12 protein-coding genes are annotated in these 17,615 nt (G+C 44.3%); all 12 read left to right on the top strand.

Features of this window, described 5'->3' with window-relative positions; genetic code table 11:
* The first annotated feature begins 121 nt into the window (after positions 1–121).
* The gene (locus WMO37_RS10285) at positions 122–3,013 is read left to right on the top strand and encodes a tetratricopeptide repeat protein (RefSeq protein ID WP_349154960.1); all 2,892 of its coding nucleotides are present in this window, start codon (positions 122–124) and stop codon (positions 3,011–3,013) included.
* A 62-nt stretch (positions 3,014–3,075) separates the two neighbouring features.
* Positions 3,076–5,064 carry a transketolase gene (gene tkt, locus WMO37_RS10280; RefSeq protein ID WP_349154959.1) on the top strand — a complete coding sequence of 663 codons (1,989 nt, stop codon included), beginning with the start codon at positions 3,076–3,078 and terminating at the stop codon, positions 5,062–5,064.
* A 158-nt stretch (positions 5,065–5,222) separates the two neighbouring features.
* Positions 5,223–6,434 carry an iron-containing alcohol dehydrogenase gene (locus WMO37_RS10275; protein WP_022433178.1) on the top strand — a complete coding sequence of 404 codons (1,212 nt, stop codon included), beginning with the start codon at positions 5,223–5,225 and terminating at the stop codon, positions 6,432–6,434.
* Positions 6,435–6,587: 153 nt separating this feature from the next.
* On the top strand, positions 6,588–7,139 hold the full coding sequence (locus WMO37_RS10270) for an RNA polymerase sigma factor (protein WP_022433177.1): 552 nt from the start codon (positions 6,588–6,590) through the stop codon (positions 7,137–7,139).
* Positions 7,132–8,109 (top strand): hypothetical protein, encoded by a 978-nt coding sequence (locus WMO37_RS10265; protein ID WP_022433176.1) that lies wholly within the window; start codon positions 7,132–7,134, stop codon positions 8,107–8,109. Before WMO37_RS10270 ends, WMO37_RS10265 begins: the two co-directional genes overlap by 8 nt.
* Before the next feature lie 52 nt (positions 8,110–8,161).
* The gene (locus WMO37_RS10260; protein WP_022433175.1) at positions 8,162–9,139 is read left to right on the top strand and encodes an AAA family ATPase; all 978 of its coding nucleotides are present in this window, start codon (positions 8,162–8,164) and stop codon (positions 9,137–9,139) included.
* Entirely contained in the window at positions 9,140–10,225 is a 1,086-nt protein-coding gene (locus WMO37_RS10255; protein ID WP_349154958.1) for a DUF58 domain-containing protein, read from the top strand.
* 33 nt (positions 10,226–10,258) lie between these two features.
* Complete coding sequence (locus WMO37_RS10250) at positions 10,259–12,679, top strand: transglutaminase-like domain-containing protein (protein ID WP_349154957.1); 2,421 nt, start codon at positions 10,259–10,261, stop codon at positions 12,677–12,679.
* Positions 12,680–12,691: 12 nt separating this feature from the next.
* The gene (gene uvrC, locus WMO37_RS10245; protein WP_022433171.1) at positions 12,692–14,512 is read left to right on the top strand and encodes an excinuclease ABC subunit UvrC; all 1,821 of its coding nucleotides are present in this window, start codon (positions 12,692–12,694) and stop codon (positions 14,510–14,512) included.
* Positions 14,513–14,753: 241 nt separating this feature from the next.
* Positions 14,754–15,701, top strand: coding sequence for an HPr(Ser) kinase/phosphatase (gene hprK, locus WMO37_RS10240; protein WP_227089830.1), 948 nt, complete (start codon positions 14,754–14,756; stop codon positions 15,699–15,701).
* Positions 15,691–16,653 (top strand): ROK family glucokinase, encoded by a 963-nt coding sequence (locus WMO37_RS10235; protein ID WP_349154956.1) that lies wholly within the window; start codon positions 15,691–15,693, stop codon positions 16,651–16,653. The genes hprK and WMO37_RS10235 overlap by 11 nt, the downstream gene beginning before the upstream one ends.
* Entirely contained in the window at positions 16,640–17,602 is a 963-nt protein-coding gene (gene murB, locus WMO37_RS10230) for a UDP-N-acetylmuramate dehydrogenase (protein WP_349154955.1), read from the top strand. The genes WMO37_RS10235 and murB overlap by 14 nt, the downstream gene beginning before the upstream one ends.
* Positions 17,603–17,615: the final 13 nt, after the last annotated feature.

The raw sequence follows: 17,615 nt of genomic DNA, 5'->3' as shown, positions 1-17,615 counted from the left end.
AAACGCCTCAACGTTGGCATTTCTTTTTAAAAGAGTTTACAAGAATACTGCGCTGTGATAAACTTGAATAGAATATGTTTAAATCATTTATTTGATATATACAGTAAAGGTGGCGTTTGTTTTGGATAAGTATGAATTTAATATAAAAGTAGATCAAATTAAAAAGCTTGCTGCCAAGAAGTCATTTCAGGAGGCGGCAGCGATTGCCAAGGAAATGAACTGGCAGAAGGTGAAGGACTGGTCCACGCTGGCAACTGTTATTAACGTACAGGAAGCGGCAGGGGATTATCTGGAAGCAAGAGATATGGCAATTCTTGCATACAACAGAAATTTAGGCGGCAGAAAGCTGGTTTATAAGCTGGCGGAGCTGCTCATTAAGCTGGAAGATTTTGAAACGGCAGAGGAACTTTATGAAGAATATGAAAAGATGTCACCGCATGATGTCAATCGTTTTCTTTTGTATTTTGATTTAAGAAAGGCACAGAATGCCTCGGATAATGAACTTGTAGAAATCTTAGAGGACTACAAAGAGCATGAAATTGATGAAAAGTATATGTTTGAACTGGCAAAGTTATATGCCAAAACAGGCAGAAAAGAAGAATGTATCAAGACCTGTGATGATATTGTACTGTGGTTTCAGGACGGACAGTATGTGGAGAAGGCGATTCAGTTAAAGCAGGAATTTGGCGTTGAACTGACCAATACACAGAAAAAAATCTTAAAGGATATTAAGAATCAGAAGCAGGATATAGAAGCAACCAGAGAAATCATGTTTGAGGAACAAAAGCAGCTTGCGGCAATCCAGAGCGATGAAATTGAAGAAGCGGTGGAAGAAGCAGAAAGTGATGCGGACGATGATATTATTCTGCCGGAAGACGATGAAAGTACCCGTGGCATTAAATCTTTCTTTAAGAAGGCATTTCATTCGCGGGCGCAGTCAGAAGAAGATATGCGCGAAATAGGCTATGAAGATGATGACGAATCCGATGATTCCGATACATATGAGAACACCGGTGCGCAGGATACAGAAAAAACACCGGAAGAACCGGTATTTTCAGCGGAAGAATTTGTAAAAGAAAAGACAGTGACGGATACCGCACCAAAAGCAGAAAAAAAGGAAGCTGATACAACGGTGGATTTGTCTGAAAGTATTGACAAGGCATCCTCATCTTTACGTGAACTGATAGAAGATGCAAAGAAGAAACTGGAAGACAGCTGCGGTGATTTATCAGGTAAAGAGGATTCATTCCGGCAGAAGGCTGTAAATACGGTCAAAGAACCGGCAGATGAAGTAGAGATTAAAGTGGACATTCCGGCATATAACAATCCGTATGATACACAAAATTTACAGGCGGCACTCGCTAAAAATTTAAGTGAATTCATGGAGGAAGAAAAAGCAGAGGCAGAGGCGCTGCGTCCTCAGCCGGCGAAGCAGGAAGAAACGACCGGTGAAAGTCAGGAAGATGAACAGATTGAAGGTCAGTTAAGCCTTGCAGACTGGTTAGAAGCGGTCCGTGAAGAAAAATACGGAAAGCAGAATACAAGGGAATTCTCAAAGACAGAGCTGGAAAAGATGTTAGATGAGAAGGACGAAAAGAGTGCGGCATACGAGCGCATTATGGTTGAGCAGAAAGCAGCGGCACAGGCAGCAGGCAAAGCCTTTGATGAAAAAGAAGCAAGCCGCCATGCACACGCACAGGTGATGTTACAGGCAGCAAAGACCGATCTTGCAATCCGTACCGGAAAAGCAACCGTACACTTAGAAGAAGCAGCAGCACAGGATGTCCGTCGTCAGCAGGCAGAGGAAGAAGCAAGAAGAAAAGCGGAGGCCGAAGTACAGATTCAGAGGCGCATGGAAGAAGCCCAGAAAGCAAGAGCCGAGGCAGAAGCCAGACGGTTAGCCGAAGCACAGCGTGCAGCTGAAGAAGCCAAGCGGGAAGCTGCAAAGAAAGCTGAAGCACAGCGTATAGCCGAACAGGAAGCAGCGCAGCAGGCAGAAGCCCAGCGGTTGGCGGAAGAAGCAGCACAAAGAGAACAGGCACAGCGTGCGGCAGAGCAGGAAGCGGCGCAAAGACAGCGGGCGGCTGTCAGTGAGGAAGTTTCATTAAATACACAGCAGCTTCCGCCGATGGAAGACCATCTTTCCGATATGAATCCGCTGGAAGCAATCAGCAGTGCAAAGCTTGCCAGTGCCGTACAGCAGGAGAAAGTTTACACCGGCATGGGCGAAGGCACGGAAATTGATGAAGAAAAGAAGTTAAGCGGAGAACTTGCAAAGATTTTCAGAAAATACCGTGAAATGCCGGGACTGGAAAGCCAGCTGGCAGCATATTTTGAAAGCCTTGAACAGGAAATGGCGATTTCAACGTCGCAGGTCGGCAATATTATCATTTCCGGTAATTCAAGCTCAGATAAGTCTGATCTTGCAAGAGCCATTGTGCGTGCGGTGAATTACCTGTATCCGGAACACACACGTAAGATTGCAAAGACGACCGGTGACAGTATCAATAACCGTGGACTGGCAAAGGCGATGAATAAGTTAAAAGGCACCGCACTGATTGTTGAAGGTGCGGGGGCAATCCAGCCGAAGCGTATGAGTGAAATGCTGGAATGTCTGGAACAGGATACGGAACGTATGATTGTTATTCTGGAGGATTCGGATGCAGAAATGAATGTACTGCTGAATTTTAACCCGGAAATGACACAGAAGTTTAATCATCGCATCGTGTTAAAACAGTACACGGTCAATGAACTGGTTGAAATGGCAAGAAAATTTGCAAGAAAACGCCAGTATGAAGTCAGTGATGATGCGCTGCTGGAACTTTATTTAAAGATTGATAAATTACGTAATAATGTAGATAATATCCGTATGGATGATATTAAGGAAATTATCAATCACGCAATTGTAAAAGCAGAAAAACGCGGCTCAAAAAGATTCTTTGGCGGTTTAAAGAGAAAACGCGGCGAAAACGGAGATGTTACCATCCTTGTTGAAGCAGATTTTAAAGATTGATAAAAAAAAAATAAAAATGCCGGTACAGGCAGCACAATAAGAAATGGAGGAAATGAATCATTATGAAGAACATAGAGGAACTGTCAGTAAATACAATCCGTGTGTTATCAGCAGAAGCGATTCAGAAAGCAAAATCAGGACATCCGGGACTGCCGCTTGGCGCAGCACCGATGGCATATGAATTATGGACAAACCATATGAACCACAATCCGGCAGACCCGGAATGGGCAAACAGAGATCGTTTTGTACTCTCAGGAGGACACGGCTCGATGCTGTTATATTCTTTATTACATTTGTTTGGCTACGGAAATCTTTCTATGGAAGACTTAAAGAATTTCAGACAGCTGGGTTCATTGACACCGGGACATCCGGAATACGGTCATACCGTTGGTATTGAAGCAACGACAGGCCCGCTTGGACAGGGTATGGCAATGGCAGTCGGTATGGCAATGGCAGAAGCACATCTTGCCGCTGTATTTAACAAAGACGGTTACGATATTGTAGACCACTATACTTATGTACTTGGCGGTGACGGCTGTATGATGGAAGGTATTTCATCAGAAGCATTTTCACTCGCAGGAACATTAGGACTGCATAAGCTGATTGTATTTTATGATTCCAACAACATTTCTATTGAAGGAAGCACTGATATTGCATTTACGGAAGACGTAACAAAGCGTTTTGAAGCATTCGGCTTCCAGACACTTGAAGTTAAAGACGGCAACAATCTTGCAGAAATTGCTGCAGCGATTGAAGCGGCAAAAGCAGATACAACTCGTCCGACAATGATTAAGGTCAATACGGTGATCGGCTATGGCTGTCCTGCAAAGCAGGGTAAGGCAAGCGCACACGGTGAACCGCTCGGTGAAGAAAATGTTGCGGCTTTAAAGGAATATTTAGAGTGGCCTTGCAAGGAAGCATTTACTGTTCCGCAGGAAGTATATGATCATTTCAACGAAGCTGCCAGGAAGAAAGCAGCAGTTGAAGATGAATGGAATGTATTATTTGAAAAGTACAGAAAAGAATATCCGGATATGGCAGAAAAATGGGATGCTTATTACAACGGATATGATTTATCAAAGCTGTTTGATTCAGAAGATTACTGGAAGAAAGCAGAAAAACCGGAAGCGACCAGAAGCACATCCGGCAGCATTTTAAATGAAATTAAACAGCTCATGCCAAACCTGATTGGCGGTTCAGCCGACCTTGCACCGTCCAATAAGACAAACATGAAGGATGCCGGTGATTTTTCAAAAGACAATTATGCAGGCACCAATCTGCATTTCGGCGTCAGGGAACAGGCGATGGCGGCAATCGGCAACGGACTTGCACTGCATGGCGGATTAAAGGCATTTGTAGCGACATTCTTTGTATTCAGTGATTATACAAAGCCAATGGCAAGACTGTCCGCATTAATGAATCTGCCGCTGACATTTATCTTTACACATGATAGCATCGGTGTCGGAGAAGACGGACCGACACACGAACCGGTTGAACAGCTTGCGGCATTCCGCTCTCTGCCAAATTTCTGTGTATACAGACCGTGTGACAGAACAGAAACCGCAGCGGCATGGTACCGTGCAGTTACTTCAAAAGACCAGCCGACAGCACTTGTGCTGACAAGACAGAATCTTTCACAGATGCAGGGGTCTTCAAAGGAAGCGTTAAAGGGTGGCTATATCTTAGAGGATTCTAAGAAGGAAGTGCCGGATGCCATCATTATTGCCAGTGGTTCGGAAGTAGAACTGGCAGTTAATGCAAAGGCAGAACTTGCAAAAGACGGCGTGGACGTGCGTGTTGTCAGTATGCCGAGTATGGAGGCATTTGAAGAACAGACAGCAGAATACAAGGAATCCGTTCTTCCGAAGGCATGCCGGAAGAGAGTTGCGGTCGAAGCGCTTTCAGACTTCGGCTGGTACCGTTACGTGGGCTTAGACGGCAAAGTTGTTTCCATGACAGGCTTTGGCGCATCCGGTCCTGCGGCATCACTGTTTGAAAAATTCGGATTTACAACAGAAAATGTTGTAGCGACTGTAAAATCTGTTTTATAAAAGTATTGAAAAATTTATGTAAAACATACAAAAAATTCAAAAAAAACACTTGCAATTCACAGCAGATAATACTATAATAAACTCAAGATTGTTGAAAAATTAACAAAGTCCTGTGGGGACATTCAACAAAATACATAGTATATGGAGGATTTTGAGTTATGACACGTTTTACATTACCAAGAGACTTATATCACGGAAAAGGATCATTAGAGGCATTAAAGACACTGGAAGGTAAGAAAGCCATTATCTGTGTAGGCGGCGGTTCTATGAAGCGCAACGGCTTCTTACAGAAGGCAGAAGACTACTTAAAAGAAGCAGGAATGGAAGTAAAACTGTTTGAGGGCATCGAATCCGACCCGTCAGTAGACACTGTCATGAAGGGTGCTAAGGTTATGGAAGAATACGGACCGGACTGGATTGTAGCGATTGGCGGCGGTTCTCCGATTGATGCAGCAAAGGCAATGTGGGTAAAATATGAATATCCTGACATTACATTTGAAGAAATGTGCAAGGTATTCGGTATGCCGAAGCTTCGTAAAAAAGCACATTTCTGTGCAGTATCTTCTACATCCGGTACAGCAACGGAAGTTACGGCATTCTCAGTTATCACAGATTACGAAAAAGGTATTAAGTATCCGCTGGCTGATTTTGAAATCACACCGGATGTTGCAATCGTAGACCCTGAACTGGCTGAAACAATGCCTGTAAAGCTGGTAGCCCATACAGGTATGGATGCAATGACACATGCCATTGAAGCGTATGTATCAACCGCAAACTGCGATTATACAGACCCACTGGCACTTCATGCAATTAAGATGATTCATGAAACACTGATTAAGTCATACAACGGAGATATGGCAGCCCGTGATTCTATGCACAACGCACAGTGTCTTGCAGGTATGGCATTCTCCAACGCATTACTCGGTATCGTTCATTCAATGGCACATAAGACCGGTGCTGCATTTGAAGGCGGACATATTATCCACGGTGCTGCCAATGCAATGTATCTGCCAAAGGTTATCAAATACAATGCCAAGAATGAGGAAGCTGCCAAGAGATATGCAGAAATTGCAGATTTCATTCACTTAGGCGGTAATACAACAGAAGAAAAGATTGATAAACTCATCGAACTGCTCCGCAAGATGAATGATGAACTCAATATCCCGCACTGCATCAAGCATTATGGTGAAGGCGGACTTCCGGCAGAAGAAGGTATTGTACCGGAAGATGAGTTCTTAAAGAAGCTTCCTGAAATTGCAGCAAACGCAATTCTTGATGCCTGTACAGGTTCTAATCCTCGTCAGCCAAATCAGGAAGAAATGGAGAAATTACTGAAGTGCTGCTATTATGACACAGAAGTAGATTTCTAATCAATAAGCTTATAACGGAAAAATAAATTTTCCATTTTACGTTTCTCCTTTCATAAATGCCGTATTTTTCATAGAATATATGAAAATACGGCATTTTTTTTGCAACTATATCATGTCCGGTTTCGTATAAAGAATAAGAGGAGGTGGCAGGAAGTGTTTGAAACAGATGAAACGCTTATCAGGCGCATATTACAGGGGAAAGACCGTGAGGCAGGTGAACTGCTGGTTGAACGGCATTATAAAAGAATATATAAAGAGATTTACTTAAAAACTTCAGATGAGGAGCTTGCAAAAGACCTTACGCAGGAAGCATTTATACAGATATTAAAAAATCTATATCAGTTTGACAGTAAAAAGGCGTCCTTTAAGACGTGGATTACAAGAATTGCCTGCAATAAAGTGATTGATTACATGAGAAGCCGCCAGCACCATGAAATGCTTATGACTGAAATTTTGGACGATTATGATAAAGAAGATGCGCACAATCTTGAGGAACGTGTGACAAACCGCATGGCAACACAGCGGGTAGAGCAATTACTTGAAAAAGAGGAAGTACAAAACCAGAAGATATTTAACCTGAAAGCACAGCAGGGTTACACATTTGAAGAAGTCAGTACGATTACGGGGGTAACAAAAACTGCTGTAAAAAACCGCTATTACTCCATGGTGAGAAAGATGAGAAAGGAGCTGAGTGATTATGAGTAGGATTAAATATCCGGGTGAACAGGAAATGAAGCGCCAGATTCAGGTGATTTTGGATGAGTCCGGCATGTTTGAAGATGACGAAAAAAGTCAGGGTTATACAGAGTGTGTGCAGGTGAAGAAACGTCCGGCGGTAAAGACGGCGATTTTATTTCCCCTGGCAGCCGCGGCGGTAATGTTTCTTGTTGTCACTGCGGCAGGACTGATACCGCAGCAGACAAATTCCAGGGTCGAACCGATGACAAATGTGCTGACGGATGATACAATAAGATCAGTATCAAAAACACAGCTAAGCGACGATATTACGGTTCAGATTTGTACAGACTGTTCTTATCTGCCATTAAAAGCATCCGGGTCAGACAGCGTATCGGACAGACAGATACAGTTTAGTTATACGTATCCGAAAATTTATTATCAGGGAACAGAGGTGGAGTCTGTTACGCGCTATTACGAGGACAGAATCGAACAGTTAAAAACACAGGCGCAGACACAGTTTAAGAATGTTGCCTTTGTAAAGGATTTGGATATTCCGGTAAAGATTTCATATCATTGTTCGGCATTAAACGATGTGACCGCACCGGAAAATAATCTGGTGTCAATTTATGAAAATTATTCGGAGAGTTATACAGCATACGATAAAGATGGGGCGTATGTTACGGTAATGACCAATGCTGTTTATGGTGGGAATTTTAATGCAAAGACAGGAAAGAAGCTCTCTTTAAATGAACTTTTTGAAGAAAATGACTTGTCAGGGCTGGAAAAAGAATGGATCGGTATCGGACAGACAGAACAGGAATTACAGACGATTGCAGATACGGATGCATGGTATTTATCGCAGGACGGACTGGCACTGTGTATCAACGGCTGTGAAAACGATTATGAGAATAACGCAGGAAAGCTGCGGTATCACAATGTTTCATGCAAAACAAATGTCGTGGCTTATGACACGCTTTCCGGATTAAAGAAAGGCTAAAAATCCACAGGCAGAATGAATACAGGAAGATACGGCAGAATGTGAGGAGAGTATGCCAAACGAGATGGAAGAATTAGAATTTTATTTAAAAAAGGCAAAACAGGTTGTATATGAAGTCAAAAAGACAGTTGTCGGCAAAGATGAGGCTATCTGCAAACTGCTGATGGCAATCTTAGCAAAGGGACATATTCTGATTGAAGATATTCCGGGGGTCGGAAAGACAACGATGGCGCTGGCATTTTCAAAGGCACTGGGACTGGAATGTAACCGGCTGCAGTTTACACCGGATATTATGCCGTCGGATCTGACGGGATTTAACTTATACAACCGTCAAACAGGGCAGTTTGAGTACAAGCCGGGAGCTGTGCTGTGCAATATTTTACTGGCAGATGAAATTAACAGAACCTCGCCAAAGACCCAGTCTGCGCTGTTAGAGGTGATGGAGGAGCGCAGGGTGACGGTGGACAGCCAGAGCATTGAGCTGCCAAAGCCGTTTATGGTCATGGCAACACAGAATCCGTTTGGTTCAATCGGAACACAGAAACTTCCGGAATCCCAGCTTGACCGTTTTATGATTCAGATATCACTGGGATATCCGACCGTGGAAGATGAAATTGCTATTTTAAAAAATAAGACAAACGGCAGTCCGAAAATTATTTCGGAAAAGGTGCTGACAGCAGAAGAATTAATGGCAATGCAGGCTTATGTGGAACAAATCTATGTCGATGACAGGGTTTATGATTATGTGGCGCGGATTGCAAAGGCAACGAGAAACAGCCCGGAGATTTTACAGGGCATCAGTCCGAGAGGAAGTATCGCGGTGCTTGCGATTGCCAAGGCGGAAGCGTTCTTACGCGGACATACTTATGTGCTGCCGTCGGATATCCAGTATGTATTAATGGATGCTGCGGCACACCGTATTATTGTGGATAACGGATTGAGAAATGGAAATGTGACGGCAGAAACGGCATTAAAAAATGTGCTTGAAACCGTTTCCGTGCCGAAACTGGATGTGAAAAGGGTCGTTTAAATGAGAAAAAGAAGACTTTTGTATATCGTCTGTCTGCTGGGGGTATTCTGGCTGAATGTCATCTATGTCGAATACCAGTTCTTTCTGCTGCTGGTACTGCTGATTGTTGTTCCGGCGATTTCCGGGGTGCTGTTTGAACTGGCGGCAAACGGATTAAAGCTGTATCTGAACATTCCACAGAAGGAAGTGCATCCCGGACAGCTGGTGACAGTGTGCATTAAGGCCGTAAACCGCCATGTGATATTTTTAGGGAAACAGCAGTTTCAGATTGGCGTGGTCTATCTGAATACTCCGGGAAATGAAAAGGAAATGCTGCAATGTGACGGAGTTACGGAAAAAGTACAGCAGACAATGGCGGAATTTAGTCCAAAGCACTGCGGCATCGCACAAATTGACATTGAAAAAGTATTTTTGCAGGATTATCTGGGGCTGATTGGTACACAAAAGAATTTTCGCGGAAGCTGCCAGCTTGCCGTACTGCCGGAGCCGGTTTTATCCACGCGGGTCAGGACGGGGATGGAAAAACAGCAGGAATACCGCTATTCAGCGGTAGCAGATGACGATTCGGATATTCTGGATTTGCGGGCGTTTCGTCCGGGTGATAATTTAAACCATATCCACTGGAATTTAAGCCTTCGTACAGATGATTTGATTGTGCGGCAGTATGGAGAACAGATTGATGTAAAAAAAGTGATTCTTGTGGATTTAAGCATTTTGAACACAGCGCAGTACAGGAGCCGGATGGATGCAGTCTATACAGCAGTGGCTTCCATTGCCAATTTATACGTTGAAAATGAGGTGAATACGCTGATTCTTGCATGGAACGGACAGAAACAAAGTGCAGAGTATCTGGAAGTCCATGACCGGACAGAATTAAACCGTGCCATGATACGGCTGATGCAGATTCCATGCAGCAGCAGGGCAGGAGAGCATGCAGCGGCGGTATATTTAAAGGACATTGAAGCACAGGGACAGCAGGCATTATTTGTGACAGCAGGAAGCTATGAGAATAACAAAGTAAGAATTGTCAATGTGGAAAAGATACAGTTACAGGAACTGATCGATGAACTTTGGGAAAAGATATAAGGGACAGAAATTAGAAACAAGGGGTAAGACAGCATGGAAGAAAATCGTGAAATCAGTTACATCGTAAGAATGCTTCTTACAACAATCGGATCATATGGAATTATAAGGGTGCTGACTTCATGCGCCCTTTTTCAGGTATCGGATATGGCAGTGATTTTTGGAATTTTGGCGGCTGCTGTTATTTGTGTGTACGGACTGTACGGCAGAAAAAAGCATTTTTTAATCGTGACGGGGATTATATTTGCCGGATTGTCCGTTTTGAGTTTTGGCATTTTAAGAGCCGGATTCTGCCACATTTATAATGACTGTATGACAGCCCTTGAAAAGCCATACGGACTGAGTCTTGGCAGAATTGCCGTAAAGGAAACGGCGGCGCGGTCGATGCAGGAAACAATAGCGGTGTTGTTTATTGCAGTTCTTGTGACATTTGCAGCAGCAGTTATTGTGATTTACCTGCACAGTATGCTGGGGACACTGCTTTCTATTCTGCCGTTGCTTATTTTATTCGTATCGCTGGGAGCAGTCCCGGACAGCTGTACATTTTTTCTGTGTATCAGCTACGTGCTTGGTGTTTCGGCTTTGCAGGGGCAAAAAGGCGGGGAACAGCAGTCACTGATGGTTTTGTTTTTATGTCTGATTGCACTGACGGTTTCGGTTATTGTGCGCCCGCCGGTAAACTATGAACGGTTTCAGGTATTTCAGGTGTTAAATGAAGAAGCGAAAAACTGTTTTTCATGGGTCGGCGGAGATTTAGAAACAGATGTTGACCTTGCAAACGGTGGAATTAATAACGGGGAACTGGGGAAAATTGATGGTATCCGCTACAGCAACCAGACCCTGCTGACAGTAACCACGCAAAGTACCGGGAAAAATCAGTATTTTCCGAGGTTTATCGGGTTGGATTATGATACAGGCCGGTGGTCAGAGCTGCTAAGCAGTACACTAAAAAACGATCAGAAGGAAAATCTTGTGGATTATATGGATACACAGGCGCAGGCGCAGCAGTATATTGAAAATACAGTGGGCAGTTATTACCAGATGATAAAAAAAGTACCATATATTCTCCGGTATACGGATGGAACGACACAGAACGGAACCAATGTCATTGCCGGTGTGAATAGTTACAGTGCTTTTAATAATCTTTTGGAGTATCTGCGGTATGAGTATCTTGGCGGTGGTGCGCCTTTGTATAAAAATATGGTTTCTTATCAGAATCTGGTAAAAAATAATTATCTTGATGTGCCGTATGATGTACGGGAAGTGATTGAAAATCTGCTCGGAGAAACCAGCGTTACAACGACGGAACAAAAAGAAAATTATATTAAATATGTAAAAGATTATCTTTCACAAAACTATACTTACAATATGTTTCCGGGGAAAGTGCCGGAAAATGAAGATTTTGTAAAATATTTTCTGACAGAAAGCAAAGAGGGATATTGTACATATTTTGCAACGGCGGCAGTACTGATGTACCGCTGTGCAGGAATTCCGGCAAGATATGTCGAAGGATATGTGGCGGCAGATGATACTATAAAGTCGGGAGTTCCGATACAGACGACACAGACAAGAAAGACATCGGACAATGTGCAGACGGAAGAAAATGTTGTTGAATATCAGGTGGATTTAAAGGACAATGCGGCACATGCATGGGCAGAAGTCTATATGGACGGTTACGGCTGGGTTACGGTGGAAGTGACACCGTCGGCATCGGCGCAGGGCAGTACCGGTGCAGCCACAGAAGCAGGCGCATCATCCGGGGAAGGACAGAATATACAGCAGGAATTACAGACAGAAAGCCCGTCAGAAGTTTCCACAGACGGACAGGAACTGACACAGGATGCAGCCGTACAGCCGTTGGAACAGCAGACAGATTCAGTTCCGGAAATTTCACAGGGTGCAGCCGGAGAGGCAGATAACACGGCACAGGATGACAGCAGTGCAGGTAGTACGGATGTGGGGAAGGCGCAGACAGAATCTGCTTTTACACGGCTTGTAAAACAGTATCCGCTGCTTTGGATTCCAATCGGACTGATATTGCTGTTTACAGTAATGTCTGCTATAATTCTGATACGGTATTTTACTGTCAGACAGATGCGCACAGCAAAGAAAAGAAAGACAGATATTAAGAGTATGGTACAGGAAGAACGGCAGGAAATGGTGATGGAGGCTTACCGTAGTTTTGAAAAAATGCTTGCGGCAGCGGGATATGGCAGAACAAGCGGTCTGGAGTACGAAGCGTATGCGGGCTATCTGACCGAGGCGTCGGAAATTTTTAAGGAAAATCATATCAAACGGATTTTTGATCTGGTACTGCGGTGTTCATTTTCCGAAATACCGGTCAGTGAGCAGGAGTACCGCGGATACCGCAGGGATATGCAGAATATCCGCAATGCCATAGAACAAAAGCTTGGATTTTGGGAAAGACTGTATTTTAAGTATATACGGTTGTTTTAAATAAGGAGAGGTATGTTTGATTTAGAAGATGAGTTAAAGAAACTCCCGGCAAAGCCGGGAGTTTATATTATGCATGACAATACGGATACGATTATTTATGTGGGAAAAGCTGTGAGCCTGAAAAACAGGGTGCGGCAGTATTTTCAAAGCAGCCGGAATCATTCGTCCAAAATAAAGAAAATGGTTTCGCACATCGCTTATTTTGAGTATATTATTACAGATTCCGAACTGGAAGCGCTGGTTTTGGAGTGCAACCTGATTAAGGAGCACCGCCCGAAGTATAATACGATGTTAAAGGACGATAAAACCTATCCGTTTATCAAAGTTACGACAGGTGAAGCGTATCCGAGAGTTTTATTTTCAAGGGATATGAAGCATGGCGCGGGCAGATACTTTGGCCCGTATACTTCGGCAGGGGCGGTCAAGGACACGATTGAACTGCTCTGCAAGCTCTATAAAATCAGAACGTGCAGCCGCAATCTGCCAAAAGATGAGGGGAAACAGCGCCCATGCCTGAATTACCATATCGGGCAGTGCAGTGCGCCGTGCCAGGGATACATTTCTGAAATCGAATACAGAAAAAACGTAGATAGTGTGCTGGAATTTTTAAACGGCAATTATGATAAAATTTTAAAACAGCTGACGGCGCAGATGAATGACTGCGCGGAAAAACTCGAATATGAAGAAGCGGCGCGCTTCCGGGATTTAATCCAAAGTGTTAAGCAGGTGGCACAGAAGCAGAAAATTACGGCAGATGACGAAACCGACCGTGACGTGGTGGCGTGTGCAAGTGACGGCACGGATGCGGTGGTACAGATTTTTTATATCCGCAGCGGAAAGCTTCTCGGCAGGGATCATTTTCATATGAGCGTGGCGGAAGGTGATACCAGAAGTGATATTATCAGCGGATTTTTAAAGCAGTATTACGGCGGGACACCCTATATTCCAAATGTAGTAATGCTACAGGAAGAAATTGAAGATGCGCAGATTATCAGCGAGTGGCTCGGCAGTATGAAAAAGCGCAAGGTGTCTGTTGTGACACCGAAAAAAGGCACAAAGGAAAAACTCGTGGAGCTGGCATATAAAAATGCACAGATGGTGCTGCTTCAGGATACGGAAAAGATTAAACGGGAAGAACAGCGGACGGTCGGTGCAATGCAGGAAATTGCAGACTGGCTTTCCCTGCCGCATCTGGTACGCGCGGAAGCTTATGATATTTCCAACACCAGCGGTATTGAATCCGTTGGTTCAATGGTTGTTTTTGAAAACGGACGGCCAAAGAAAAATGATTACAGAAAATTTAAGATAAAAACGGTGAAAGGACCGGACGATTATAAAAGTATGCGCGAAGTACTGACAAGGCGTTTTCTGCGCGGAAAAGAGCAGTCGGAAGGATTTGCGGTATACCCGGATATTATCATGATGGATGGCGGCAGAGGACAGGTCAATATTGCACTGGAGGTTTTAAAGGAGCTGGATTTACACATTCCGGTGTGCGGCATGGTCAAAGACGACAATCACAGAACCCGCGGACTCTACTATAATAATATAGAAATTCCAATTGACAGGAACAGTGAAGGGTTTAAGCTGATTACAAGGATTCAGGACGAAGCACACCGTTTTGCCATTACGTATCACAGAAGCCTGCGAAGCAAGGCACAGGTTCATTCGGTATTAGACGGTATTGACGGTATTGGTCCGGCAAGAAGAAAGGCACTGATGAAGCATTTCTTAGACATTGAAAAAATCCGTACGGCACCGGTGGAGGAGCTGATGAAGGTGGACGGCATTACGGAAAAGGTGGCAGAAAATATTTATGCGTTTTTCCATTAAAAACCCATAATTGACCGCGTACTATACGGTGTGATAAAATAAAAATACTAAAAAGTCAGTGTAAAGAGTGCGACAAAGTCGCCCAGAAATAAGAGGATAGTGTGAAAAATCCTTAAATCAAAGATTTTTCACACAACAGAATTTGTGCCGCAGGCGTCACGAATTCTGTTTATATCGCAGGACTGAATAATCAGTCCGCGATTCCTCCGGCATTAAAAATGCCTGCGGAAAGAGGAGTAGTATGAATGGAAGCGAAAGAGTGAAGCTGTCTAAAGTCGTTGAGAAGATGCAGCTTGAGAACATGACACCACAGATTGATATTTCAGGAACATGGCTTCATATTCCGGAGGTCAACAGACCGGCATTGCAGTTGACCGGGTTTTATAACCAGTTTGATAATGACCGGTTACAGATTATCGGAAATGTAGAATATTCATATTTAAAAAGCCTTTCGGAAACAGAGCGGTATGAGCGGTATATGCAGCTGCTTTCAAGCAATATTCCGTGTCTGGTATTCTGCCGCGGATTAGAGCCGGAACCGAAAATTTTAGAGCTTGCGGTGAAATGCCAGATACCGATTTTTAAATCACAGGAAGCGACCTCTTCCTTTATGGCAGAGGTTATCGGCTGGTTAAAGGTACAGCTTGCACCGTGTATTGTTATTCACGGGGTGTTGGTTGATGTATATGGTGTCGGTGTGTTAATTACCGGTGAAAGTGGTATCGGTAAGAGTGAAGCGGCATTGGAACTCATTAAAAGAGGACACCGTCTTGTAACCGATGATGCAGTAGAAATCCGCAAAGTCAGCAACGAAACGCTGGTCGGTTCTGCGCCGGGTGTCACAAAGTATTTTATTGAACTGCGTGGTATCGGCATTATTGATGTTAAGACCCTGTTTGGTGTAGAAAGCGTTAAAGAAACCCAGCAGATTGATATGGTTATGCAGTTAGAAGACTGGAATAAAGACAGGGAATACGACAGACTGGGTCTGGAGGAAGAATATACAGAATACCTTGGCAATAAAGTGGTATGCCACGCACTGCCGGTACGTCCGGGACGAAATCTTGCGGTTATTGTAGAAGCGGCTGCGGTCAACCACAGACAGAAAAAAATGGGTTATAATGCGGCGAAGGAATTATACCGCAGAGTACAGGAAAATCTCATGCGGGGAGATGATGATGATGAATAAAGTTCTTTTTGGCATTGATATCGGCGGTACAACTGTAAAATGTGGATTATTTACACTGAATGGGGAACTGCTTGAAAAGTCAGAAATTCCAACGGATAAGCAGGATAACGGAAGCCGGATTCTGTCTGATGTGGCAGCACATATACGGAATATATTGGAAAAAAGGTGCCTGACAGTTTCAGATGTGGCGGGTGTCGGTATCGGTGTGCCGGGTGCGGTGACACCGGACGGCATTGTTAATAAATGTGTTAATTTAGGCTGGGATATCAAAGATGTTGCAAAAGAAATGCAGACATTTCTGCCGGTCTTTGTAAAAGTGGGAAATGATGCCAACATGGCGGCACTCGGTGAATTCTGGAAGGGCAGTGCGAAAGGCTATCAGAGCGTTATGCTGGTAACGGTAGGAACCGGTGTCGGCGGCGGGCTGATTATAGACGGAAAGCCGGTTGCCGGTGTACATGGTGCGGCGGCGGAAATCGGGCATCTGCCGATTGTGGAAGGCGAACAGGAAGCCTGCAACTGTGGGAAAAAAGGCTGTCTGGAGCAGGCAGCTTCCGCGACAGGCATTGTACGTGTTGCAAAGCGGATTCTGGCAGCAGCAGAAACAGAATCGGTTCTTAGAAATATAGACAATCTTACGGCAAAGGATGTATTTGATGCGGCACAGGCGGGAGATGCGCTTGCTGTGCAGACGGCAGAAATGGTCTGTGAATATTTAGGCAGGGGGCTTGCGTGCGTGGCGGCAGTTGTAGATCCGGAGTGCTTTTTAATCGGCGGCGGGGTATCCAAGGCAGGTAAATATTTTACGGATTTAATTGGGAAATATTATCAAAAGCATGCATTTCACCCAAGCCGCGGTACGAAGATTGTAACGGCACAGCTTGGTAACGATGCAGGCATGTATGGCGCGGCAAAGCTGGCGGCAGACAATATAAAGAATGGAGCAGAATAAAGAAATGGATAGGCTGGCAGAAATATTTGGAAAAGAAAATGTACTCAAAGATGAACCGATGAGCAGACATACGACATTTCGTATCGGGGGAGCGGCAGATTTCTTTGTTAAAGTACAGACAATATCGCAGCTTCAGGAAGCCATGCGCTATTTAAAAAAAGAGCAGATTCCATTTTATATTGTCGGAAATGGAAGCAATCTTTTAGTGCGTGATGAGGGTGTGCGCGGTGTTGTATTGCAGCTGGGGGAGCGTTTCAGCGGTTATGAATTTCTGCACGAAACGCCCGGCAGTGTGGCACAGTCAGGCACGGCGGTTGACAAGAATCAGATTGTGATGGTGCGTGCAAAGGCGGGTTCCCTGCTTGGCAGACTGGGTAAAGAATTTGCGGAATACAGTCTTTCGGGATTTGAATTTGCTTCGGGAATTCCGGGAACACTCGGCGGTGCGGTTTATATGAATGCCGGGGCTTACGGCGGAGAAATCAAAGACATTTTAGTGCGTGCAACCCTTATGGATATGGACGGCAGTCTGTTTGAATTTACGAATCAGCAGATGCAGTTCGGATACCGCAAAAGCATTGCGGCAGAGAAAAATTATATTGTACTGGAAGCCGATCTGGCGCTGCACGTATCATCGAAAGAAGAAGTGCTTGCAAAAATGGCAGAGCTTTCCGCACAGCGCAGATTAAAACAGCCGCTGGAATATCCGAGCGCCGGAAGTACGTTTAAACGACCGGAAGGATATTTTGCAGGCAAGTTAATTTCCGATGCCGGATTAAAAGGATTTTCTGTCGGCGGCGCACAGGTTTCCGAAAAACATGCCGGATTTGTGATTAATACCGGCAATGCAACGGCTGCAGATGTCATTGCACTGACTGATGCCGTGCGCGATAAAGTATTTGAAAAATACGGTGTAAAACTGGAATTAGAGATAAAGCAGTTAGGATAGGCTTTCAGTGAAA

The organism is Lachnospira intestinalis (assembly GCF_040095895.1).
GTDB lineage: Bacteria > Bacillota > Clostridia > Lachnospirales > Lachnospiraceae > Lachnospira > Lachnospira intestinalis.
Note: the sequence above shows the minus strand (reverse complement) of the source record. Positions and strands in the feature narration are given on the sequence as shown.